Here is a 24,897-nt window from a genome sequence, read left to right as displayed (position 1 = left end):
TCTCGGTCGAAGTCGGCCCATCCAGGTCATAATCAAAATGCGGGGTGTTTTCGCTTGAGCCAAACTTGTTATGTCAGACCCCCAACCCTCCACCTTCCAGCTTCAACTCCAGCGCCTCCATCGTTTAACCGTCCTCGCTCGTTGGTCCCTTGTGGTCGTCCTCTGGCTGAGCCTCGGTAGCCTCAGTATTTGGGGCTTGCGGCGGGAGATTTCTCTGTGGTTAGAGCATTTCACCTGGGTTGCCGTCTGGTATGCCCTGCGATCGCACCCTTGGCCGGCCTTGGGCCTGGGGCTCTGTGTCGGTTGGACTACCTCCGTGCTGGTCTGGCAGAGTCGTAATATTATTTGGGGAATGCCCAATCCAGAACGCCGACGCCTGGAACATCAACTCTGGCGGATTCGCTCTAACGGCTCCAAACATCCCCTCTGGAAATGGGTGGTCGTCTCAACAACTGATCGAGATCCCTCGAAAAAGTCAACATCAGGACGTTAAGATGAAATCCATGCAGGTCTCATAGTTAGCCCAAGGCAGCTTAGCGGCGATCCTGCAATGCTCTTGACTCCTTCAACGTTTTTGACGATGGCACTTCGCGCCCTGAGAAACGTCAAGTTTCCCAAATTTCTACCTGCGCCTATGTTCGGTCCGACCTCGTTTCGCCGCATCTTGCTGTCGCGGATTCTCCTGCTGAGTGTCCCCGTCCTCGTGATCGGACAATATGTGACCTTTCGTAAAGCCCGTTCTAGTCTCCTGGAAACGGCCCGTCAGAATCTCTCAGAAAGTGCCGTCCGTAAAGGAAATCGCATTGGAGATCAGGCAGATGCCCTCAAAACTCAATTACGTCTTGCCAGCGAAACCGCTGCCCTTGAGTCCGGCTCGAGTCCTAGAGTTCAAGAGTTTTTAGACAGTTTTCGCGAACAACTTCCCGCTACCGTCCAATGTTTACAAGTTACCAATGTAGACACTCAAGTGGCGATCGCCCAAACCTGCGACCGGGACATTTTTACCCCCGCCCCAGAAGGCTGGTGGCGCGGTTCCGAGAGTGGTCTTGACCGGCGAGTCTTCGTCAGTACTGATATTATTGAAGGGCGTAGTTCTCTCACCGATTCTGACTCCCCTCGGTATCGACAAACCGAAATTACCTATAGTGCCCCCATCTATCCTGAAGAGGCTGCTGAGCCGAACTACATCATTACTCTACGGGCTACCTTGGAAAAACCCGATGAACCTATCAGTCGTCCCGGGTCCCTCACCGGATCTACCGTCGTCATCGATGAATCGGGGATAATCTTAGAACATCCGATAGACATCTTGATTGGCAGTAGTATCGAGAGTCAACGGAATGCTGAACGACTGGAAATTCTGATTGGTAGCGCCTTAGTGGGGAACCAGGATTTTATCCATTTAACCTCCTTCACCAGTCCAACTCAGGAACTCCTGAGCGGTTATACAGCCATTGATGCCCCCGTGTCTTCCCTAGATGGCAATGGCCGTCAAAGACGTTGGGTGGTTTTAGCCATCACGCCCCTCGATAACGCCCTAGCCGGACTAGAGCCAATTCGCCAAGTGATGTTTAACCTCGTCCTAGGGTTATTGGCAGCCAATCTGATTGCAACCCTCTATTTGGCTCAAGACTTAGCTCGTCCCGTGGAAAAATTGGGGGAATATGCCCGTAACATTGAGTGCAACACCGCCTCAGAGCCGATGCCAGCTAAGTTCTTTATTCAAGAATTTAACCAGCTCTCAAAAGCCCTAAATCGGGCGATCGAACGTTTAAAAACCTGGGCCCAGGAACTCGAAGAGGCTTGGAACGAATCTAAAAATGCCAACCGCCTCAAGAGTGAGTTTTTAGCCACCATTTCCCACGAACTCCGAACCCCCCTCAACGGCATCATCGGCAGTTTACGGCTCGTCCGTGATGGCTTCTGTGACGACGAAGCAGAAGAACAGGAATTTTTGCAACGGGCTGATGATGCCGCCGTTCATTTATTGGGAATTATCAACGATATCCTAGATATCTCTAAAATCGAGGCCGGAACCCTCTCAGTGGCCATTGAACCCGTTGATCTGATGCAGTTGATCCATGAAGCCCTAGAATTGAATCAAGCCACTGTACGGGATAAAGGATTAACCTTATCAGCCCAGGTGGAGGGGAATGAGCCGATTTGGGTTCGGGCCGATGCCGCTAAACTGAAACAGGTCTTACTCAACGCCATCGGCAATGCCGTCAAGTTTACGGAAAGCGGAGGAATTCGCATTGAGGTTCGTGTCGTTAGAGTTCCGGCTGATGAGTATGGGGCACATTATGGGGGTAAACGAGTCCGGGTTGACATCATCGACACTGGCATTGGCGTTGACCCGGCAGATTTCGATAAATTATTTAAACCGTTTGTCATGGTCGATGGCTCAAAAACCCGTCGTTTTGGTGGAACCGGCCTGGGTCTAGCAATTTCACGTAACTTAATGGAAATGATGAATGGCTCAATTCGCCTGGATAGTGCTGGGGTGGGTTCGGGAACCACGGTAACTCTGGAGTTGCCCATTGCTCAGAAAAATGTATCGTTAGAAAAGACCTCCACCTTAGCTGAAGCCGACTCAGATCTAGAGACCTGATGAGGTGCAACCTTGACCTGTTGGGGGGTATGCCAAGGTTTCTCCCGCTTTCCCTGATTAGATAGACCTGCTTAGAGGATTGGTTATGCTTACTTCAATAGGTTCACGTCCCTGGGCGACGCTCTTAATTGTTAACTCCTGCCACAGCACGACTTTATAATAGAGGCCGTGAGGTTTTCGGAGTCTCACTCAGCCGATTTCCCTATGAAGACACTCCAATTTTTGACTCGACGCCTTGAGCGTCAGTGGCATCACTGGCGTGATGGCCATGGGCTAAACCATCCGATGGAGATACATCCAGCGAGTGATGGGGCTGGGGCTGAGGGACCGACCACTCGAGGTCCGACCCCTCGTAAGCGGACGGTATCTGGCCCCGTCTCGACGGTGGTGGCTGTGTTCTGCTTAACCGGTGCGTTGGGACAACGCTTCTATAATCAACCTAAATTGGATGTGGGCAGCCGTGCGCCCCAAACCTTGGTGGCCCCACGCTCGGATGAGGTTGAAGATCGCAAAACGACGGAAGAACGCCGCCGTAGTGCTCGTTTGGGCACATCTCCTGTGTTAATGGGAGATCCCGAGGTGAATCAGCGAGTGCTCAGTGATGTTAAACGTTATCTTGAGCAAGGCAATCGCTTACGGGAAGAGGTGGGGGAGTTCCCCTTTGTGGATACGGGGGTTCTTTCTCAAGAGGTGCAACGCTATCTGCGTAATGCGTCGAATTGGGAATGGCGGGCGGTTCAATGGACTCTCTCCCGACGCTTGGAGGAGATGCAGGAGTTGGGGGCACAGCTCCCACTCGCTAATCCCGAGGAATCCTCTTCCCCTAATGGGGAAGAGCCAGACCCGGTTGAAAATCGTCGAGACCAGATTTTGCAGGCGACTCGTCTCGGGGCGGTCAGTGGTGCCTCTCAGGTGCTGTCGAACCTTTTACAGACTCAGACTAGCCCCATGAATCAGTCAATTGAGCAGCTCCTGGCCGCTTCCCAACGGCTTGATGAGGAAGAGTTTGAGGAGATTGTCACTGCCGTTGAAGCCGCTCGTGAGCGGTATACCCAGGCCCTGGAGCAGTTGTCGGAGATGTCTTATACCAGTGGCCGTCCAGTTTATACCAGTACACTGTTAAATCTGTCGCCGGAGGATTGGCAAAAAACTCGCAATACGACCTTACAGATTGGACGACAGATGTTAGCTCAAGGGATTGCCCCTGGGGTTCCACCAACGATGTTGCAAGATGCGGTGGAAATGCAGTTGTCCTTGGCGCTCCCCGATGCTCAGATTCGTTATTTGATGAGTACTCTCTTGGTTAAGGCTCTGGAACCGAATTTGGTGACGGATCCCGATCGCAGCCGTGAACGAGCTGAGTTGGCGGCTCAGGCTCAGGAGGCGGTCTATATCTCGGTGGAAGCTGGAGAGGTGATTGTAGAAGCCAATGAGGTGATTACACAGCGCCAGTTTGTGCTGCTGGATCATTTTGATTTGGTGCGCCGAGATCCGGTGAATTGGGTAGGCTGGATTGCGTTTGGGGGCACGGTGTTTGTGGCGGTGTCTCTCTATGGCATGGTTGAACGACGGGTTCATCCGAAAATTGCTAATGGCGATCGCTTACTGATTCTGCTGTTAAGCCTCAGCGCCCCGCTCATGGTTCTGTTAGGGTCTCCTACGACCAGTTTCCCGGCGATTGGTTTGGCGGTGGGCAGTTTTTATGGTTCCTGGATGGGGGTGACGGTGGTGACTCTGTTGAGCCTGATTATGCCCATTGGGTTGGAGATTGAATTGGCTCATCTCATTGCCGGTGCTATTAGTGGAGTCTTGGGAGGGGCAATTGCTGGACGGCTGCGCTCTCGGGAAGAGTTAGCGCTGTTGGGGGTAGGGGTTGGCTTGGCTCAGGGGCTGACCTTTCTGGTGCTGACGGTGATTGGGCTCTTGTTACAAGGGAGCACCGGCCCGCTGTGGTCGTTGTTGGTCGAGACGGCTCTGATTCAAGGACTCTGGGGTGTGGGTTGGAGTATTGTGGTGTTGGGGGTTAGTCCCTATCTGGAACATCTCTTTGATTTGGTAACCCCCATCCGTTTGGCGGAGTTGTCCAATCCCAATCGTCCTCTCCTGAAACGTCTTGCAGCGGAAGCCCCCGGAACCTTTCAGCATACGCTGTTTGTGGCCACCCTGGCAGAGTCAGCGGCTAAGGCCCTCGGCTGTAATGTGGAGTTGGTTCGAGCCGGGACTCTCTATCATGATATTGGTAAGATGCACGACCCCCAGGGGTTTGTAGAGAACCAGATGGGGGGTCCGAATAAGCACGATCGCATCAATGACCCCTGGAAAAGTGCCGCTATTATTAAAAAGCACGTCACTCAAGGGCTAGTTATGGCTCGTAAAAGTCGCCTCCCGAAAGCCATTCAAGCGTTCATCCCGGAACATCAGGGGACCATGTTGATTGCCTATTTTTATTACCAAGCTAAACATAGTCATGGTCGTGAGGTGAATGATGCGGATTTTCGCTATGATGGCCCGATTCCCCAATCGCGAGAAACGGGAATTGTCATGTTAGCCGACTCCTGTGAAGCCGCCCTGCGATCGCTCAAGGATGCCACGCCCGATGATGCTCTCTCCATGGTGAATAAGATTCTTCGGGCCCGCTGGCAGGATAATCAGTTAGTGGACTCTGGCTTGACTCGGGCAGACATGAGCAGAATTGCCGAGATTTTTGTGCAGGTTTGGCAGCAGTTTAACCACAAACGCATTGCTTATCCCAAAGCTGTTTTATCCAATAAATAGTCTGCTCAACCCTAATGTTAGGTCCTTGGCTTATTGGGGATGGGTCAAAATTTCCAAAATATATTCTCCTTGATTCACTGAGGCGTTGCTGGATAGGTCATAGACCAGTCCAGAGTCTTCTGTGTGGATATCAACCAGTTGAGGTAACTCCCTGTCTCGGTTAAAGACCAAGAGTTGATAGAGGAGTTGTCCTGAGGTCACCCAAGTGCCTAGAAGAACCCGAGATTGCAACATTCCCCCCTGCTTAGCATAGTATTTTTGGGCTTTACTTTTTGGAAAAAATTGAACCGTTCTTGAGGCAGTTTGAATGAGAGGAAACCGGTTCAAGTCCAGCATTCCCTTACTCACCAGATAATTTTTAATCCCTCGAACTCCCCGATAAACCGAGTCAGGGTTAATCTGCATTCCCGACCCCAGTTCTAATGTCCAAGCTTCTCGCTCAAACTGAAGGGGTCTGCCTAGTTTAGCTAACTCTGTTTCCAGACTTAACCAAGGTTTAAGAAAGGCTTCGTCAAAGGCATCGCCATCATAGGTATCTAGAAGAATAGCTGTATTGAGGAGAAAGTATTTAGCACTGTGTTCTCGCCCTTGAAAACAGTAAAGATAGTCGATAGATTGGTTGGTGCTACTATGTAAATCTAAGACATAGTTGGCATCTAAACACAGGGACTGTAGACGGTAGCGATATCGTTCTTCAAAGGGTAGGCCGGAGGCTTTTGTTTCTGTCTTGACGTTCTCTTGAAAACAGTCGTTTAAGAGTTGACTAAAATGAGTTTCGAGCTGCTGGGAAGTTTGGTTAACTTGGGCGTGAGCAAATTCAGCTAAGGAGATCTGATCTGGACTCTGGCGCTCTGTTTCATAATCCCAAAAAATACGATTCCAGTCAATTCCCGTATAAGGATTATAGCGACCACTGGCATAGTGGTGCGATCGCTGATTGGTTGCAAGAGGATTGCAGGTGGGAACCAGCCAAATTTCTCCCTGAAGTTGTGATGAGTCTAAGTCGCAAAGAAACTGAATGAGTTGATAAATAACGGCATTTCCTGAGAGTTCCGCACCATGTAAGTTCGCTTGTAAATAGGCTTTCTTCCCTGACGTTGCTCCCTGAAATTTATACACCTGGATGGCCAGGGTATCTCCTGATGCGAGATGAGCAATGTCAAGGGACTCAATATCGGGAATCATAGGGTAGGAGCAAAATATCGATCAAGATGAGGATTTAAGCATCATCGGGGTTTAATTGAATCATAGACCAAGTGGTATAGGTGCCGATGGGACTCCAAATCAGATAGGGAAGCAGCAGCAGGGTCGCGAGGGTAGAACGGGGTTGAATGGCGATCGCCAGGAGAATGGCTAACAGCCAACCCGTTGCCCCAATCAACGTCCCCGCTCTTAAACTCTCTAATCGGCACATGATGGGGGTATAGGAGAGGGTCACCAGTTCTAAGACCAAGTAGTAGCCGAGCAAAACCCAGCTATTGGGAGAACCGGGGTCCTGATCCCAGATTAGCACCGCCGACCAACCCACACCAATAAAAACAACCGTCCAAATTAGGGGAATCCATCGCTCAACGGTAAGCCAGCGAGGCCGCTGGAGGCGATTAAACCAGCGTAGGTTATCGGCGCTGAGGACGCGGTTACAGGCGACACCAATCAGGATCATCCCTAGGGGAATGACTAGCCAAGAGGGAAGTAACATAGGGAGTAAAGTAGCTTACAGGTCTTGTCCCCCGAGGACTTGTCCGACGTTAGGGAATCCCTGTGATTCTATCCTGTTTGGGGCGAGGTTCCCGATTTTGGGTTCACCGCAGCCGTTCTCAGAGGAGCAACATCTGCCTGTTTTTGTCGCAAGGGTCCTAAGACCCTAACGAATAAACTGATACCACTCAAACTGAGTCGGATCACAATGATGACAATCCCCACACTGCTCTCCCCTAGGCAATTGTCGCACCCGTCCCTTACGCATTAATTTCTTCAACATCAACCGCAACAGATCACCATCACAGTGAAAGTGATTCATCAAATCCGCCAACGACACAGTCTGATGCTGGGCCAAATAGCCCTGTAACTCCCGTAAAATCATCCCAACCTCCTACACCAGTCGGCCAATGCGACGCATCCCTACCAGAATCAGCGTCAAAAATACCAGTAACCCTAACAGCCACGCCGTTGAAGATCCCGGATGGCGATCAAACGTTCCAAACTGGTAGAAGAACGTCGCCACCCAATAGGCTAACCCTGTTGTCCAAATCCCCGCAAACAGCGTCCAGCGAGTTCCTGTTTCTCGATGAATCGCCGCCGTCGCCGCCAAACAGGGGAAATACAACAAAACAAACAACAAATAAGCAAATGCCCCCACCTGGCCATCAAAACGAGTCACCATCTGGCCGAACGTATGGCTGGCCACCCCCTGTTCAGCCGCCGCACCCTCGACATCATCAATATCCCCCACATCCAGGCCCAGAGGGTCTAACAACCGTCCCCCCAACTCCCGGAAATTATCACCAATCGACGTAAACGCTTCCTCAATTGTGGGCCAAAACTCAAACGAGTCCTCCGCGTCCTCCGCTGCTTCCCGGGCCAACTGTCCATAGAGGGCATCGAGAGATCCCACGATCGCCTCCTTGGCAAATACACCCGTAAAAACCCCCACCGTCGCCGGATAATTCTCCGGCTGAATCCCCATTGGGGCAAACACCGGTGTAATTCTCCGGCTAACATCTGTTAAGACCGAGGTTTGCGAATCCCCAAAGGAGCCGTCCCAGCGAACTGTGTTGAGCAGTCCCAAAATCATCACCATGATAACGATCACCTGTCCCGCCCGCCAAATAAACTCTCGCAAGCGGTCCCAGGTGCGCCATAACACCCCGCGCAGCGTCGGCAGATGATACAGCGGCAACTCCATAATGAAATGAGATACCTCCCCTTGTAGTAGCGTCTGCTTGAGAATCAATCCCGTCACCACCGCCGCCGCAATCCCGGTCAAATAGAGGGCAAAGACTACATTTTGACCCCTCACCGGGAAAAATGCTGCTGCAAATAGGGCATAGACCGGCAGCCGGGCCCCACAGGACATGAACGGATTCATGAGAATCGTCAAGAGGCGATCGCGAGGGCTTTCTAGACTGCGGGTAGCCAAAATCGCCGGCACATTACAGCCAAACCCCACCAACATGGGAACAAATGATTTCCCCGGTAGCCCCATAAGTCGCATCAAACGATCCATGACAAAGGCGGCCCGGGCCATATAACCGGAGTCTTCCAAAAATGCCAAAAATAAGAATGTACAGGCAATCACCGGAATAAACGTGGCCACGGTTTGAATGCCGCCGCCTGCTCCGTTGGCCAGTAAAGCAATCAGCCAATCAGGACTCCCAACTCTTTCCAAGATGTTGGCGAAGCCCTCGACAAAAATCGCCCCAGTCAACAATTCAAAGAAATCAATAAAGACACTGCCGACATTAATCGAGAATAGAAACATCAGATACATCACCGCCAAAAATAGGGGAATCCCCAGCCAGCGGTTGAGAACCCAACGGTCGATCCGTTGGGTCAAACTGGTACTGATGTGGCGCGATCGCAGCAAGGCCACCTCGGTGATAGTGCGAATAAAGCCATACCGGGCATCGGCGATGACAATATCTAACTCTTCCCCCAAGACCTCCTGAACCCGGCGTTGCCAAAGACTGATGCTGCGATTGAGATCTGGTGACTGTTGCTGAGGACTGGTCAAATCGTTGTATTCCAACAGCCGCAACGCCCTCCAACGTGCATCCACCGGCGAAGGATCTCCCGGGGCCTCTAAATGGGGTAAAATCGCGGCGATCGCATCTTCTACTACCGCTGGATAAGCTACAAACGTCGGCGGAATCGGCGGCGACTGTAACCCCTGCGCAATGGCCTCGCGCAACTGAGTCATTCCCAGAGATTTCGAGGCAACCACGGACACCACGGGACAGCCTAACCGTTGCGATAAGGCCTCAACCTTAATCTCTAGGCCTTGTTCCTGCGCCACATCTGTCATGTTTAACACCACTACCATGGGCAGACGCATTTCAATCAATTGCGTTGTCAGGTAGAGATTGCGTTCCAAATTAGAGGCATCGACGATATTGGCAATTAAGTCCGCTTCCCCACAGAGGAGATAATCCCGAGCAATGCCTTCATCAAGGCCGGTGTCTGCATCCTCAGCATCGAGGGAATACACCCCCGGTAAATCCACCACGGTCAAGGTTTGACCGTCTTGGACATAGGTTCCTTCGACTCGTTCAACGGTGACACCGGGCCAGTTTCCGGTCACTTGGTTAGATCCAGTCAGGGCGTTAAAGAGCGTGGTTTTGCCTGAGTTGGGATTGCCAATGGCGGCAATTTTAACTGGACGGGTGGCAATGGGGGTCATGGCGATTACTCCTCAACAGCTTCGACTAAAAGAGCGCAAGCCTCGTCTTTACGCAGACTGAGACTAAAGCCGCGCACGCAGATTTCTACGGGGTCCCCGAGGGGGGCATGGCGAGTGACGGTAAATTCGGTTCCTGGGGTTAGTCCCATGGCTAAGAGGCGTTTGCGATAGCCGCGATGGGGGCAGTCATAGCCTAAAATGCGTCCTGCTGACCCCACCTTGAGATGGCGTAGCTGTTGCAGAGCTTGGGGTTGCCCACAGACGTAAATTCGTTGAGTGCGATCGCGACAAAAGCCGAGTTGCGTCCCATTGACGGATAGGACGACTGAACCGCTGTCAGTACGACTGAGGATGGTCACCTCATCCCCCAGGTGCAACCCGGTTGGCTCAAGCTCAGGGGGCAAGTTCACCACCCAGAGGCGTTGCCCTTCCTCCGCTTTAGCCAAGGGAAAGCTCATTGGCCCAGGGCCAGATCTCTTTGAGGCTTGAGGGCGATCGCCTCCTACTCCCCCACTCACAAAGGTAAAGCCAGTCCCCAGGGGGGAGGGGTGGCTCGGGTTCGGCTCCGAGGGACGGGTCATACTACAAAGTCCTCCATAGATGGCTCTTGCCGTCTTGAACAGTAATTCAAACTAATTGTCATTAATTTGCCATAGACTATTCAATAAATCACAAAAGCGTCATTTAGAAATAATTTAAGCTTATTTTCCAATTTGAAGTACTTTTGGGTAACGCAGATAACACAAATTGGGTAATACTTGCTAAAAGCTGTTAACGTTTTCTCAATAAATCCCAAGTTTCAGCAAATCTGTATTGAGATAGACTAGCAATAAAACGTCAGCAGGAGACATCGTGCAGCGGCCAGAGGAGGTTTAAGGTAAGGTAGGCTTCTACAATGGGGGCAGTGCCATTAATGCAAATCTTGTGATCCACTCCTCTACCGTTCTCGCCGGCCTGATGGGGGTCTGTGTCGCTGACGCCCTAGGCGTTCCCGTCGAATTTAGCTCCCGAGCCGAACGAGAAGAAGACCCAGTCACGGATATCCGGGGCTATGGGACTTATAACCAGCCTCCGGGAACCTGGTCTGACGATAGTTCCCTGACGTTCTGTTTGGCCGATGCTCTCTGTGACGGCTTCGACTTGACCCACATCGCTAAGAAATTTTGTCTTTGGTTCACAGAAGCTCTATGGACTCCCTATAACGAAGTCTTTGATGTTGGGGGAGCTACCAGTCGAGCCATCAGTGAACTCTTGCGGGGAGTTCCGCCAACAGACTCCGGCGGAACAGACGAACGTAGTAATGGGAACGGTTCTCTGATGCGGATTTTGCCCCTCGTCTACTTTGCCGAGAAACTTCCCCTCCCAGACCTCCTAGAGCGAGTGCATCAAGTCTCCGCCATTACCCATGCTCACCCTCGCAGTCAAATGGCTTGCGGCATTTATATCAGTATCGCCAGTCAACTGTTGCGAGGTAAATCTCCCCAGATCGCCTTAAAAGAGGGGTTAGCCGCTGTTGACCCCCTCTATCAGCAACTGCCCTTTACCCCAGAGCGATCGCACTTCCAACGTCTCAATAGCCAACTGGCTCAACTTCCCATCCAGGACATTTCCTCAACTGGCTATGTGGTTCACAGTTTAGAAGCCGCCCTCTGGTGTTTTCTCAACAGCAACAGTTACGCCGAAGCCGTGTTACAAGCCATCAATCTCGGAAGTGACACCGACACCGTCGCCGCTATTACCGGAGGCTTAGCCGGATTGTACTATGGCTATGACGGGATTCCTGAGTCTTGGCGAGAGGCGATCGCCCGCAAAGAGGATATCATCGCCCTGGCCCAACGACTGGCCAAATCCCTCCCCTAACCCGGAACCCAACCCCCTCCTCTGTCCTGGAGCCTCCCCTTGACCCCCCCGAAGTTCTCCACCCAGCCTCCGGTCAAAATGCAAATTTTTAATACAAGTTGCTGCAAAAAAAAGTAGCCTATGTTACTTTTAGGATAGAGTTTTGAATCCATAGAAACGTTTAACCTTTGAACTGGTTTTCTTAATTTAATTTTGCAACTTCAACCCAAACGATAAAACGACGGTTAAGCCGCGAATTAAAATCATGACTTTTCATAAAATTCTAGTCGCTGTCGATGACTCTAAATCGGCTCCCAAGGTCTTTCGTCACGCCCTGAATACCGCCGTGCAGGATGAAGCTGAGCTAATGGTCTTCCATTGCACCACCATGCAGCGGGTGAGTGAATCGGTTCCCTTAATGGGAACGGGAATAGGCATTGACTTGTCGAGCAGTAAAATGATGTTTGAGATGCAACAAGAGCATATCAAAAAAGAAGCAGAACGAGTCCAAAAATTGCTTGAAGGCTACATCAGCAAAGCTGAGGCGGAGGGACTCAACGTGACCCCAGAAAGTAAGTTTGGTGACCCAGGCTCTTGGATTTGTGATGTGGCTCATAACTGGCAAGCGGATTTAATTGTCCTGGGACGGCGCGGCCATCGGGGTCTTAAAGAAGTCTTACTCGGCAGCGTTAGTAACTATGTTCTCCATCATGCTAACTGTTCTGTGATGGTTGTTCAGGGAGGTTAGGGCAAGAGAGCGATAGGATGCGTTCCGGCATCGGTTCGCTGTGACCCAGGGCCTACCCAATTCAAAACTGCCGGAACGCATCGCTTAGGCTGGCCTTGGTTTTAGTCTGGGTCTTTGTGGGTGAACTTGTCGAGGCGATCGTGATGGACGCGGATGAGACGATAGCGGCGTTTGGCATCGAGGAGGTCATACTGGTCTTCTCGTAAGCCTAACATCGGCAGTCGTTCGCGATCGGCAAACACCAAGGTTGTCCCTGAGAGATTGCCCTGTTCCACCTGTTGGCGTAAGTCCTCTCGTCCAAGGGAAGGACGGGGTACATAGGTGACGGGTTTCTGGGTGTAGAAGACAATCGAGGGCTTTTCAAACCCCACCGAGAGTAAGCGATCGCCCGGTTGATACAGGGCCCTCGCTGTATCCGCCATTTGACGAATCGGTTGTTGGCGTAACTCATCCAACAGCCCAAACATGGGATGAGCCACCAGCAGTAAAAAGAGGGCAAAGCCTCCAATTTGGGCGATCGCCACCCCACGGCGGCGCGTCAGAGCCACGGCTTCCACCACCGAGGCGATGGCCACAATCACCCCTGCTCCCCAGGTACTTAACCCGGACTTGAAAATCTCTAAATCAATGCGATCGACCACCGGATCAGGGCCAATAATAAACGGCAGAATCACTAGGGCGATCGCCATCAACATCCAAATCAGCCAACTCCCAGCATGACTGGCCAAGAGCCAGCGGCGGGACAGACTCGAACGATGCAGCATCTCCTCACTCAACAGCAGCGATACCAAAATCGCTGCCGCTGGAATTAGGGGCAACACATAACTGGGCAGTTTCGTTACCGCCACGGTGAAAAAGAGAAACACCCCCCCAAACCAAAACAGGGCAAACCCCCCCAACTGCTCCTGACGGGGCAGATTACGCCACCAGCCACGCCGCCAAACCCGTAAACGGGCGATCGCCGCCGGTAGATACGCGGACCAAGGGGCAAACCCCACCAACACCACCCCAAAATAGAAATACCAGGGGCCACTATGACGATTCACCACCCGCGTGAACCGTTCCACATTGTGATAGCCAAAGAAACTCTCAATATACGCCTCCCCATTGGCCTGCCAAATCAACAGATACCAAGGAATCGTAATCAGGAAAAACACCAGCCAGCCTCGTAACGGGCGCATCTCCCGCCATACCGTCTTAACATTGCCCCCATAGAGAAGAAAGCCACCAATAATCCCCACGGGCAACACCATCCCCACCGGGCCCTTAGCCAGAACCGCCAACCCCATCCAGACAAAAAAGCTCAAATAGGCATAATCCTGAGGTTTGCCCTCCGTGGCGTAGCCCCAAAAAAATGACAGCAACGACAACCCCACACAGGCACAGAGGAGCATATCCGAAACCCCCGTCCGTCCCCAAATAAAGGTTTGGGGATTAAAGGCGATGGCGATCGCCCCCAAACTGGCCGCCCCCCAGGGAAGCAACCAGCCATGACGACTCCCCGACGCCATGGGTACAAACCGCCATAGGGTGACATAGGTTCCCCCCATTACCGCCAGGGCCGACAACGCCGACGGCAGCCGCACGGCCCATTCATTGGTTCCAATGAGCCTATAGGCGATCGCCATCAACCAATACACCAACGGCGGCTTATCAAAGCGGGGTTCCCCATTGAAATAGGGAGTAATCCAATCCCCCGTCACCGTCATCTGCCGGGCCGCCTCAGCAAACAAGGGTTCTGTCTCATCCACCAGGTTGGCGGTTCCCAACTGATACAGGAACGCTAACCCTCCGGCTAAGACCACCGTTACGAGGGACACTCCCCAGACGAATGTTGGGAACTTTTCAGGGGTTTTCATGGGAGAAGAGGCAAGAGGCAAGAGGCAATAGGGGGTAGGGTGCGTCCCGGCATCATTTCACTATTGGCTTGAGGCGTCGCTCTCAAAACTTGCCGGAACGCACCATCTCGGGATTATTGTAAGCAGACGACGGTAGGGTGTGTTCCGGCTTGCCATCGTAGGGGCGAAATTTTTATTTTTCGCCCCTACAAGCCCGAACCCACCCCTCTTGGCCATAGGCAAAGGATAGCCTAACTCAACACCCAGTTAACCAGAGTCCGGACTGGGAAACCGGTGGCTCCAGTGCTGTTGTAACCGTTGTCCTTGTCCGTCCAGACGGGGGCCGCGATATCTAAATGGGCCCAGGGGGTCTTGTCCACAAACTGCTTCAGGAATAAGGCGGCGGTAATCGAACCACCGGCGCGGCTTCCCGTGTTTTTCATGTCCGCGTGAACCGACTTCATGACCTCGAAATAGGGTTCCTCCAAGGGCATCCGCCATAGCTTCTCCCCACTTTGTTGGGAAGCTGCTAGGAATGCCTCAGCAACTGTATCATCAGGACTCCAGAGACCGGCGATCGTATCTCCCAACGCCACCACACAAGCCCCAGTGAGGGTCGCCAAGTCAACCATGGCATCTACCCCGAGTTTATCAGCATAGACCAAGGCATCCGCCAGGGTTAAACGCCCTTCTGCGTCCGTGTTGTTCACTTCGATGGTTTTGCCATTGGAGGCCGTTAGGATGTCTCCTGGGTGCATAGCACGCCCGCTAATCATGTTTTCACAGATAGCCGAGATGAAGTGAACCTCGACATCCGGCTCCAGTTGCGCGATCGCCTTGGCGGCCCCAAAGGTGGCACCGGCACCTCCCATGTCAATTTTCATGGTTTCGATGCCACTCCCACTGGGTTTGAGATTCAGTCCACCCGAATCAAAGGTTAAGCCTTTACCCACAATGGCCAACTTTTTCCGTGCTTTCCCCTTGGGTTTATAGACCAAATGCACAAACTTGGGGGGAATATCTGAGGCTTGGGCCACCCCCAGGAACGCCCCCATACCCCGTTTTTCACAGTCTTCCTTCTCCAAAATCGTCAACTCTAATCCATACTCGTTAGCGATCGCCTGGACGGTTTCCGTCAGGGTTAGAGGATTGATGCTGTTGGCCGGGGCTGCCACCAATTCCCGAGCCAAAATTACTCCGGAACAAATCTTCAGGGCCGTCTCAATTGCCCCATCTTCTCCCTCAAGGCCCAACAGATTGACCGTTTCCACCTGGGTAGTTTTGTCCTCTTCTGACTTGAAGCGTTTATCTTGATGTAGGGCCAACTCAAAGCCTTCTACCAAGGCCTGGGCCGTGGAGGTGGCGTCATCCTTCCAGACTGGGGCCGCGATGCCCACTGTGCGGCAATACTGCTGTTTCGCCAACCGGGCGATCGCCGCACTGGCCCGCCGCCAATCATCCAGAGACGTGGACTCTCCTAAACCGACAATCATTAGCTTACGCACAGAACTGCCGCCGCCGACTCGGGTGGCGGCACTATTGCCAAGTTTTCCCTCAAACTGGCTTTCCTCAATCAATTCACTGAGGGTTCCCGAGAGTTTTTCATCCAACTTGGCCAAATCCCCAGATAACGCCACCTCATTCTCCCGTAGCATCAGGGCTAGGCCATCCCCCGTCCACTCTAAGGCTGAGGTTGCAATTGCATTAAATTTCATAAACTCCGTCTCTCGTGTTGTCGATATCGGCTATTGATTAGAGTAACCGACTCAGCTCATTGGGGACAGACGCAAAATCCACAGTAGCAGCGACAGGAGAGCGTCGGGGATTGATCGCGATCGCGATCGAGGTACTGTCGTAGGTCCACATACACACTCTCATCAATATCACACTGACCCCGACTCGTCTCAGTAAAGTTGAGGTCAAACAGTTGAGACATCATCGCCTCTGTTGTCGATTGGCGAGTCACGGCCAATGGCGGAATCGTCAGTAAGATGTTAGAGCGATTGCAACCCGAACGGCGATCGCCCACCAGACAGACCACAAACTGACCATCAACGCGGCCCAGAGTTATATAATCAACCCCGTCGTTATAATAAGCCGCTTGTAATTGTTCCGATGCTTGCAAACAGGGGTCTGTCATGGCTAACTCTGAGCCCCCCATGAGAGACCAAATCAACACCGGTAACGGCTCGGTCGGGGTCTGCACCCGCAGAACCAACCTCTGATGATCTTGATTGCAGATAAATTCTAAAGGAGCTTCAGACTTCATGGGATGCCGCTGCACCTCCCCATCAGGCACCGCCCGACCGCGACCAAAATGCCGGAGCATCTCAGGGCTTGCCCCCTGACTGAGAGAAGGATAGACCGACAAGGCGGCGATCGCCCCCATTATCGCCCAACCCCAGTTCAAACCCCATTTTCCCATTCGCCTATCAGTTTGTCATCTTGGCACTCCCTAGTCTTTCAGACCTTCAATCCCCTAAAAAGTGCCAAGGGCGACCACAACCCATCATGATAATCCCTACAACCCCCATATCTCTGTTCCCATCTGTCTCTATCCAGTCCTAATCTCTACATTGGCTCATCTATGACAGTTCTACCCCAAGCCATTGGTTGGCGAGAATGGCTCAGCCTCCCTGAATTGGGAATTAGCCAGATTAAAGCTAAAATCGACACCGGTGCTCGATCCTCCGCCCTCCATGCCTACGACATTCAAAACATCCCTGCCAAGGGCGATCGCCCCCGCATTCGCTTTAACGTCCATCCCCAACAACGCGATACAATAACAGTGGTCACTGCCGAAGCCGATATTCTGGATCGTCGCGAAGTCCGCAACTCCGGCGGCAAAGCAGAATTACGCTATGTCATTCTCACCCCTATTCAACTCGGGGAACAGCAATGGCCGATCGAGCTGACCCTAACCAATCGTGATGTCATGGGGTTCCGGATGCTTCTGGGACGACAGGCCGTACGAGGTCGCTTCCTCGTCGACCCTGGAAACTCCTATCTTCTCAACCCAGTCCCCCACGCACCCTAATCTCCTCGTAACACGGACCCCCCTCCCCCAGTCCTGCTCTTGCCTCTTCTTCCTCTGTGTCCTCCGTGACTCCGTGGTTCTCCCTCCTGCCTCTCTATGAAAATTGTTATCCTCTCCCAAAATTCCACCCTTTACTCCACCAAACGTCTCAGAGAAGCTGGAGAAAAACGGGGTCATCAGGTGCGCGTGATTGACCATCTGCGCTGTTACATGAGCATCACCTCCTATCGTCCTTCCATCATCTATCAAGGCGGGCCTCTCACCGACGTTGAAGCCGTTATCCCTCGCATTGGCGCCTCCCACACCTTTTATGGCACAGCCGTAGTGCGTCAATTTGAGATGATGGGAGTCTTCACCGCCAACGAATCTCAGGCCATCTCCCGCTCTCGGGATAAGTTACGCTGTCTGCAAATCCTCGCCCGCGAAGGCATTGGCCTACCCGTCACCGGCTTCGCCCATTCCATCAAGGACATCGAAGGTCTGATCAGCATTGTCAACGGCGCACCACTGGTGATTAAACTCCTTGAAGGAACCCAGGGAATTGGAGTTGTTCTTGCGGAAACCAAACCCGCCGCCACGTCCGTCATCGAAGCGTTCCGGGGTTTAGATGCCAATATTTTGGTACAGGAATTTATCAAAGAAGCCCAAGGGGCTGACCTTCGCTGTTTCGTCGTCAACGACAAAGTGATTGCTTCTATGAAACGCCAAGGGGCCCCCGGAGAATTTCGCTCCAACGTCCATCGAGGAGGCAAAGCTGAGAAAATCAAACTCACCCCTGAAGAACGCAGTACCGCCGTCCGGGCTGCTAAAGCCATGGGGCTAAAAATTGCCGGGGTGGATTTGTTGCGCTCCAACCATGGCCCTGTGGTTATGGAAGTCAACTCATCCCCGGGTTTAGAAGGCATCGAAGGGGCAACCGGGGTGGATGTGGCCGGTAAAATTATCGAATTCCTAGAGAAAAAAGCCGGTTCCAGCGCCCCCCGCGATCGCATCCCCTACTAACCCCTCTTACTGCCTAGGCCTACCACAAGGGGACGCCCCTACGTCTTTTCTACTGCCTATTGCCTCTTCCCCCCTCTTCTTCCTCTGTGTCCTCTGTGCCTCTGTGGTAACCCTCTTGCCTCCCCCTCTCCATGCCCCCATTTAAAATTGGCGGAACCGAAATTTCGCCCCATTCCCGCGAACAAATTGAACTTCCTGTCGCCCGTCTGCCGACGCAAACCCAAGTCTCCCTGCCCATTAACGTGATTCGTGGCAGGGAAGAAGGGCCCGTACTTTGGGTGAGTGCTGCTATTCACGGGGATGAGATTAACGGCGTGGAGATTGTGCGCCGGTTAATGGATTTAGTCACCCCCAAATCCCTGCAAGGAACCCTGATTATGGTTCCCATTGTCAATGTCTTCGGCTTTATCGAGCAATCTCGCTATCTCCCCGATCGCCGTGACCTCAATCGCTCTTTTCCTGGTTCTTCTCGCGGTTCCCTGGCGTCGCGCTTAGCCAGTTTGTTTATGAGAGAGGTCGTCAGCCAATCCACTCACGGCATTGATATCCATACCGCCTCCGATCACCGGGTGAATTTACCCCAAATTCGCGCCAACTTAGAGGATTCAGAGACCTATCGTTGTGCGATCGCCTTTGGGGCCCCCGTGGTCATTCACTCCACCACCCGCGATGGGTCCCTGCGTCAAGCGGCCACCAAACAGGGGATTCCCGTCTTACTCTATGAAGCTGGGGAAGCCTTACGCTTTAATTCTGAGGCGATTCAGTTGGGGGTTGAAGGGGTCTTACGGGTGATGGCTGTCTTGGGAATGTATGACAATAGCCCCAACCCCGCCCCCGTTCCCCCCGTGGAGGTGCAAAAAACTCAATGGCTGCGATCGCCCCAAGGGGGAATCCTACTCCTGCACGTCCACTTGGGACAACCGGTACAAAAACGGGACAAACTAGGGGTCATTGTCGATGTCTTCGGCAACATCCGCGCCAAAGTCAGTGCCCCCTGCGACGGACTCATCATCGGCATGACTCAGAACCCTCTCGTCAATCAGGGGGATGGAATTGTCCATCTTGCACGTTTCCCAAATCTCTTAGGTTGATTCCAGCAAGTCACATCAAAAAGTATATTAAAAATTCAAAAAACACTTCTGTGTCTAGATTTAAAAAACAATAAAAGTCTTTTCTGAATTGACTCAATAAAAAAATAATCCTAATCCTCAGAAATTGGTTATAGTTAATTTAGTGCCTGCTATATCAAGTTGATATACCAAATTAAGATGCTAGAACTCTGTGCCCTCGGCTTACTGCAACGAGAACCCGTCCATGGCTACCGCCTCAAACAGGACTTAGAACTCTTCATGAGTAGCTGTCTGAGCGTCAACTATGGGGCCATTTACCCGTTGCTACATCGCCTAGAGGAGCGGGGTTACATCGAAAGCAGCATTGAAGAGAGTCCCGAGAGCGGTAGTCCGCGAAAAATCTACAGCGTCACCCCCGAGGGTCAGGCCCGATGGCACACCCTCATGACCCAGAAATCGCGAGACAGTTGGGTCAACAGTCGTTCCCGATTCATGGTCAAGTTCTTTTTCTTCAGCGACATTGATCCCGAGTTACGCCTAAAACTCTTAAAAGCCCGTATTCGAGCTTGTGAAGAGCGTCAAGAGCTAGTCCATAGCCAAGAGTTTGGTCTCGATCCCTATCAGGAGGCGGCTTGGGAGCGACATCTACAAATGCTGATGAACGAAATCCATTGGCTTCACGACCAACTCGAACAAGAACAAGGCCGCCATTCCCCGAAGACTCAAGAGAGTCCCTCGAACCCTGCCATTCATTAACCGGAATACTCCCTGATAACCAGGCCTAATCACAACCCAACCTTTAGGTGGAATCATGCAAGCGGATCACATCTCCTCGAATCAAACCTCAAGCGAAACCCCAGAATCTCCCGTTCCCGCTGAGGAACGCAATAATCCCCCCAAATGGTGGCTCGTTCTGCTCCTAACCATCCTTTTAGCTGGTGGCGGAGGCTTCTTAGGTTGGCAATGGTGGCAATCTCAACAGCAAGCCGGGGAAGAACAGCAACAAGCCGGTTCCGCAACGGGGGTGCGAGTCGAGCCAGTTGAAACCACAACCCTGCAAGAGAGTTCTCTCTTTGTCGGCACCCTAGAAGCCGAACAAACCGCCAGCCTACGGGCCGAAGCCGATGGAGAAATTCGCAGTGTATTCGTGCGTCCCGGCGATATTGTCGGTCAAGGGGAACCTTTGGCCCAACTCGATCGCCGCTCCCTAGAAGCTAGCCTCGACCAAGCCCAAGCCAACATTAACCGAGCTGAGGCGAGACTCTCAGAATTGCGAGCGGGTCCCCGTTCCGAACAGATTGAACAGGCCCGGGCGCGATTGCGACAAGCGGAAGCCGACCTTCGAGATGCCCAGGCCGGAGCCAGTCCCTCCCAGATTGCCCAAGCTGAATCGCGCATCGAATCAGCTCAAGCGAGTCTGGAGTTGGCCCGGCAACGGCTCGATCGCTTCCGTCGTCTTGAAGCTCAGGGAGCCATTCCCACAGATGACTTAGACGAAGCCCAAGAACGCTATCGCACGGCCCAAGCCAATCTCCAAGAAGCCCAACGGCGGCGAGAAGAACTCGAACAAACGCGGGGCAGTAGTGTCAGCCGTCTATCCGCTCAAGTTCAGGAGCGGCGGGAAGCTTTGCGAGAACTGGAAACCGGGACTCGTCCTGAAGAAATTGCCCAAGCTCAAGCCGATCTCGATGCCGCTCTTGCCGATGCTCGCTCCATTGAAGTAAGTCTGGAAAACACTCAAATTATCGCCCCTTTCAGTGGCATTGTCGGAGACTTACCTCTGAGGGTCGGAGATTCCGTCAGTCGTGGCGAAGTGTTTACGAGTCTGACTCAAAATGACAGCTTAGAACTGCGATTATCCATTCCTCTTGAGCGCAGTAATGACCTTCGCTTAGGCCTACCCGTGGAAGTCTTCGACGCCTCCGACAATCCTGGAGATCCCCTGGCCCTGGGACGGGTGAGTTTTATTTCCCCGAACGTAGACAGCGAAGCCCAAACGATTCTCGTGAGGGTTAGCTTTAGTAATCCCGAGGGCCGCTTGCGACATCGCCAATTTGTGCGATCGCGAGTCATCTGGGGCGATCGCCCCGACACCGTCGTCGTCCCCACCACCGCTCTCATCTTTGAAGGGGAACGACGATTTGTCTTCGTCGCCCAACCCAACGGTGAGCAGTTCATCGCCGAACGGCGACAAGTGGAACTTGGACAAACCCAGGGTGACCAAAGTGAAGTCGTCGAGGGCCTAGAACCGGGCGATCGCCTCATCACCTCCGGACTGCAACAAATCCGCGACGGACAACCCGTTGCCCCTACCCCCTAACCCCCTACCTCGAAGATGTTTTACCAGTTTTTCATTAAGCGCCCCGTCTTCGCCTCCGTCTGTTCCCTGTTGCTAATGCTGGTGGGACTGGTGGGGTACGGGAGCCTACCGGTCCAGGAACTCCCCAGCATTGACCCTCCAGTGGTGAGCGTCAACACGACCTATCCCGGTGCCAACCCCAGGGTTGTGGAAACCGAGGTGACCGAAATCCTCGAAGCCGAACTCAACGGCGTTGAAGGAGTCCGCACCCTCACCTCCACCAGTCGAGAAGGTGTCAGTTCCATCACCGTCCAGTTTGAACTCGACCAAGATATTGATGTCGGCGCCCAAGAAGTCCAGCGCAGCATCTCCCAAGTTTTAGGGCGACTCCCCGACGACGTCGACGCTCCCGTCATTCGTCGTGAATCCGGAGATGCCACACCCATCATTTGGTTTAGCGTTTACGGGGATAATGAGGGCATCAGCACCCTAGAACTGAGTGACTACGCCGATCGCGTCCTTGTGAATGCCCTCGAAAGCGTCAATGGGGTCAGTAGCATCTTCGTCGGGGGAGAGCGGCGCTATGCCATGCGACTGTGGATCGACCCCCAACGACTCAGCGCCCGGAACCTCACCATCCTAGACGTGGAAAATGTGCTACGTCAGGAAAACATCGAACTTCCCAGCGGTCGGATTGAAGGACAACGCAGCGAATTTTCCGTGCGTACCCTTGGACGACTCCAAGAACCCGAAGAATACGAAGCCCTAGTCCTACGCACCACCAGCGATGGAACCCAAATTCGCTTCTCAGATGTGGGTTATGCCGAGATTGGGGCCGAAGATGATCGCTCCTTCGTGCGTTTTAACGGTCGTCCGGCTGTGGGTTTAGGGGTCGTCAAACTGGCCACCGCCAACACCCTAGAGGTGGCCGCCGATGCTCGCGCCGAAATGGAACGACTGCGGGCCGACTTTCCACCGGGGATGGACTATGAAGTCGCCGTGGATAACTCAGAATTTGTGCAACTGGCGATCGACGAAGTCTGGGGGTCCCTCTATCTCGCCTGTTTACTGGTGGTACTGGTCATCTTCTTCTTCCTACGGGATTGGCGGGCGACTATTATCCCCGCCGTGACCATTCCCGTCTCCCTGATTTCCGCCTTCGGGGTCATGTTTATCTTGGACTTCTCCATCAATACCCTGACCCTGTTTGCCCTCACCCTGGCCACCGGCTTAGTTGTGGACGATACCATCGTTGTCTTAGAAAACATCGTCCGCTACATCGAACAGGAAGAGATGAAACCCTATCATGCCGCCATCAAGGGGTTACAAGAGGTGATTTTTGCCGTGATTGCCACCACCGTCGTTTTGGTGGCGGTGTTCCTTCCTGTGGGGTTTGCCACCGGCGTCACCGGACAACTCTTTGCCGAATTCGCCCTCACCCTGGCCGGCTCCGTGATTGTCTCCTCCTTCGTCGCCCTAACCCTGGCCCCAACCCTCTCCGCCCGAGTCTTAAAATCTCACTCCATGCTCCATGGTTGGATTTTTGACAAAGTGGAAGACTTCTTGAATGGAGCGGCCAACTTTTACGCCTCTAGTTTGCGTCTGGCCCTGTCCTTTAAAACCGTGGTTGTGGTGGCTTTCGCCCTGTCTCTGGGCTTACTGGGGATTTTATTTACCCAAATTCCTCAAGGCTTTCTCCCCGATGAAGATCGCGGTCAAATTCTCACCATTGTCAATGCGCCTCAGGGGGTCACCATTAACTATACCGATGAGGTGATGCAGCAAATCGAAGCCATTTATGAGGAAATTCCTGAAGTCCGCTATTACTTCACCATTGGTGCTTTTGGGGGAGGCGGCCCGGGACAAGTGAATCAGGGGATTGCCTTTGTACGGCTCCAACCTTGGGACGAACGGAGTCAACCGCAGCAGTCTCAACAAGCTCTTGTGGGTCAGCTCTTTGGGCGCTTCTCCCAGATTTCTGATGCCTTAATTTTCCCAGTGAATCCACCGGCGTTACCGGGAGCGGGTTTAGGGCAACCGGTCCAAATGGTCTTACAGGGGGCGAGTTTGGAGCAGTTGGCAGAGATTTCCGGGGACTTTGCCCAGCGGGCCAATGCACTTCCTGAATTGATGAATGTGGATACCACCCTGAAAATCACTCAACCTGAGGTGACCGTGGCCATTGACCGTCAGAAGGCGGCGGCCTTGGGGATTAATGCCCGTGATATTGCCAACACCCTGCAAATTCTCTTGGGGGGACAACAAATCACCAGTTTCAACCGAGAAAATCGTCGCTATGAAGTGGTGGTACAGGCTGAGGAACGCTTCCGCCTTAGTCCTGAGCGCCTTCAGGAACTCTCCTTACGCACCAGTGAGGGAGAGTTAGTGCCTTTATCGAACTTAGTGCGTTTAGAAACCAGTACCACTCCGCCCCAGATTGAACATTATCAACGGTTCCGCTCCGCTACGGTTGAGGGGTCTCCGGCACCGGGGTATAGTCTCGGCGAGGCGATTGAGGCTCTACAAACTCTAGCGGATGAGATAGTTCCCTCAGAAATCACCACTCAGTTGGCTGGGGAGTCGTTGGAGTTCGAGGAAGCCGGGGAAGCCACAGCGTTTATCTTTGGCTTAGCCATGGCCTTTATTTTCCTAGTGCTATCGGCTCAGTTCGAGAGTTATTTAGATCCGATTGTGGTCTTGTTGGCGGTTCCACTGTCTTTGATTGGGGCTTTAGGTTCCCTCTTATTGGTTGGATTAGAGTTGAATGTGTATAGCCAGATTGGCTTGATTATGCTCATCGGCTTGGCAACCAAAAACTCAATTTTGATTGTGGAGTTTGCGAATCAAAAACGGGAAGAAGGACTTTCAATTTATCGAGCGGTTGTTGAAGCTGGTCGCATTCGCTTTCGACCCATTTTAATGACAGCTTTCTCCACGATTTTCGGCTTGATGCCTCTGGCTCTTGCTACGGGTGCTGGGGCAGCTAGTCGAGTTTCGATTGGGGTTTCGGTGGTGGGTGGAATGTTTCTATCCACAATTTTGAGTCTTTATGTGGTTCCTGTGTTTTATCTGATTATCAATGGCGTACAAACTCGCTTAGTGCGAACTCTGCACTTAGAACCGGAACATTAAAATTTCAGGACTTACAACGGTAGGCTGGTAAAATTTTAATTGAGTCCAGCCTACTGTATTTCCCTTGCTAACTCAAGATGTGCGATCGCTTTCTCAGTCCGAGTCCTAATACTCGGAAGCCGGTCTTACAATTTTGGACACTAAGTA

General features: G+C 52.6%; 19 protein-coding genes. 11 read left to right on the top strand and 8 right to left on the bottom strand.

The genetic code is table 11. The features are described from left to right. Window positions 1-70 precede the first annotated feature (70 nt). The 3 genes from NEA10_RS19260 (at window position 71) to NEA10_RS19250 (ending at window position 5,386) form a co-directional block, all read left to right on the top strand. Complete coding sequence (locus NEA10_RS19260; protein WP_252662958.1) at window positions 71-493, top strand: hypothetical protein; 423 nt, start codon at window positions 71-73, stop codon at window positions 491-493. An 87-nt stretch (window positions 494-580) separates the two neighbouring features. Continuing rightward, on the top strand, window positions 581-2,611 hold the full coding sequence (locus NEA10_RS19255; RefSeq protein ID WP_252662957.1) for a sensor histidine kinase: 2,031 nt from the start codon (window positions 581-583) through the stop codon (window positions 2,609-2,611). A 204-nt stretch (window positions 2,612-2,815) separates the two neighbouring features. Beyond that, on the top strand, window positions 2,816-5,386 hold the full coding sequence (locus NEA10_RS19250; protein ID WP_252662956.1) for an HD family phosphohydrolase: 2,571 nt from the start codon (window positions 2,816-2,818) through the stop codon (window positions 5,384-5,386). 30 nt (window positions 5,387-5,416) lie between these two features. Here NEA10_RS19250 and NEA10_RS19245 read toward each other — a convergent pair whose 3' ends face one another. The 5 genes from NEA10_RS19245 to NEA10_RS19225 all read right to left on the bottom strand — a co-directional run bounded on the left by NEA10_RS19245 (window position 5,417) and on the right by NEA10_RS19225 (window position 10,366). Continuing rightward, window positions 5,417-6,571: a succinylglutamate desuccinylase/aspartoacylase family protein gene (locus NEA10_RS19245; RefSeq protein WP_252662955.1), complete on the bottom strand. Its 1,155-nt coding sequence runs from the start codon at window positions 6,569-6,571 to the stop codon at window positions 5,417-5,419. A 34-nt stretch (window positions 6,572-6,605) separates the two neighbouring features. Beyond that, window positions 6,606-7,085 (bottom strand): TspO/MBR family protein, encoded by a 480-nt coding sequence (locus tag NEA10_RS19240; RefSeq protein ID WP_252662954.1) that lies wholly within the window; start codon window positions 7,083-7,085, stop codon window positions 6,606-6,608. 165 nt (window positions 7,086-7,250) lie between these two features. After that, window positions 7,251-7,469 carry a FeoC-like transcriptional regulator gene (locus tag NEA10_RS19235; RefSeq protein ID WP_252662953.1) on the bottom strand — a complete coding sequence of 73 codons (219 nt, stop codon included), beginning with the start codon at window positions 7,467-7,469 and terminating at the stop codon, window positions 7,251-7,253. A gap of 9 nt (window positions 7,470-7,478) precedes the next feature. Then, window positions 7,479-9,785, bottom strand: coding sequence for a Fe(2+) transporter permease subunit FeoB (feoB, locus tag NEA10_RS19230; RefSeq protein ID WP_252662952.1), 2,307 nt, complete (start codon window positions 9,783-9,785; stop codon window positions 7,479-7,481). Window positions 9,786-9,790: 5 nt separating this feature from the next. Next, complete coding sequence (locus tag NEA10_RS19225; RefSeq protein WP_252662951.1) at window positions 9,791-10,366, bottom strand: FeoA domain-containing protein; 576 nt, start codon at window positions 10,364-10,366, stop codon at window positions 9,791-9,793. 343 nt (window positions 10,367-10,709) lie between these two features. Here NEA10_RS19225 and NEA10_RS19220 point away from each other — a divergent pair, with 343 nt between their 5' ends. Both NEA10_RS19220 and NEA10_RS19215 read left to right on the top strand, forming a co-directional pair. After that, window positions 10,710-11,645: an ADP-ribosylglycohydrolase family protein gene (locus NEA10_RS19220; protein ID WP_445164658.1), complete on the top strand. Its 936-nt coding sequence runs from the start codon at window positions 10,710-10,712 to the stop codon at window positions 11,643-11,645. Window positions 11,646-11,889: 244 nt separating this feature from the next. Further along, window positions 11,890-12,372, top strand: coding sequence for a universal stress protein (locus NEA10_RS19215; RefSeq protein WP_252662950.1), 483 nt, complete (start codon window positions 11,890-11,892; stop codon window positions 12,370-12,372). A 101-nt stretch (window positions 12,373-12,473) separates the two neighbouring features. Here the strand turns inward: NEA10_RS19215 and NEA10_RS19210 are convergent, their stop codons facing one another. The 3 genes from NEA10_RS19210 to NEA10_RS19200 all read right to left on the bottom strand — a co-directional run bounded on the left by NEA10_RS19210 (window position 12,474) and on the right by NEA10_RS19200 (window position 16,620). After that, window positions 12,474-14,231, bottom strand: a complete 1,758-nt coding sequence (locus NEA10_RS19210) for an ArnT family glycosyltransferase (RefSeq protein ID WP_252662949.1) — start codon at window positions 14,229-14,231, stop codon at window positions 12,474-12,476. 230 nt (window positions 14,232-14,461) lie between these two features. Then, window positions 14,462-15,925 carry a leucyl aminopeptidase gene (locus tag NEA10_RS19205; RefSeq protein ID WP_252662948.1) on the bottom strand — a complete coding sequence of 488 codons (1,464 nt, stop codon included), beginning with the start codon at window positions 15,923-15,925 and terminating at the stop codon, window positions 14,462-14,464. 56 nt (window positions 15,926-15,981) lie between these two features. Next, window positions 15,982-16,620, bottom strand: a complete 639-nt coding sequence (locus tag NEA10_RS19200; protein WP_252662947.1) for a COP23 domain-containing protein — start codon at window positions 16,618-16,620, stop codon at window positions 15,982-15,984. A gap of 177 nt (window positions 16,621-16,797) precedes the next feature. On the opposite strand from NEA10_RS19200, the gene NEA10_RS19195 reads away from it, so the two are divergent. The 6 genes from NEA10_RS19195 (at window position 16,798) to NEA10_RS19170 (ending at window position 24,750) form a co-directional block, all read left to right on the top strand. Then, window positions 16,798-17,247: an ATP-dependent zinc protease family protein gene (locus NEA10_RS19195; RefSeq protein WP_252662946.1), complete on the top strand. Its 450-nt coding sequence runs from the start codon at window positions 16,798-16,800 to the stop codon at window positions 17,245-17,247. Window positions 17,248-17,343: 96 nt separating this feature from the next. Next, window positions 17,344-18,249, top strand: a complete 906-nt coding sequence (gene rimK / locus NEA10_RS19190) for a 30S ribosomal protein S6--L-glutamate ligase (protein WP_252662945.1) — start codon at window positions 17,344-17,346, stop codon at window positions 18,247-18,249. A 131-nt stretch (window positions 18,250-18,380) separates the two neighbouring features. Further along, a complete protein-coding gene (locus NEA10_RS19185; RefSeq protein WP_252662944.1) occupies window positions 18,381-19,340 on the top strand; it encodes a succinylglutamate desuccinylase/aspartoacylase family protein in 960 nt (319 codons plus the stop codon). A gap of 177 nt (window positions 19,341-19,517) precedes the next feature. Next, window positions 19,518-20,075, top strand: a complete 558-nt coding sequence (locus tag NEA10_RS19180; RefSeq protein ID WP_252662943.1) for a PadR family transcriptional regulator — start codon at window positions 19,518-19,520, stop codon at window positions 20,073-20,075. A 55-nt stretch (window positions 20,076-20,130) separates the two neighbouring features. Then, window positions 20,131-21,639, top strand: a complete 1,509-nt coding sequence (locus NEA10_RS19175) for an efflux RND transporter periplasmic adaptor subunit (RefSeq protein WP_252662942.1) — start codon at window positions 20,131-20,133, stop codon at window positions 21,637-21,639. 15 nt (window positions 21,640-21,654) lie between these two features. Then, complete coding sequence (locus NEA10_RS19170) at window positions 21,655-24,750, top strand: efflux RND transporter permease subunit (RefSeq protein ID WP_252662941.1); 3,096 nt, start codon at window positions 21,655-21,657, stop codon at window positions 24,748-24,750. The last annotated feature ends 147 nt before the right edge of the window (window positions 24,751-24,897 follow it).

The sequence above is a fragment of the Phormidium yuhuli AB48 genome (genome assembly GCF_023983615.1).
Lineage (GTDB): Bacteria > Cyanobacteriota > Cyanobacteriia > Cyanobacteriales > Geitlerinemataceae > Sodalinema > Sodalinema yuhuli.
The sequence above is the reverse complement of the archived record's forward strand: the minus strand, read 5'-3'. Positions and strand labels throughout refer to the sequence as shown.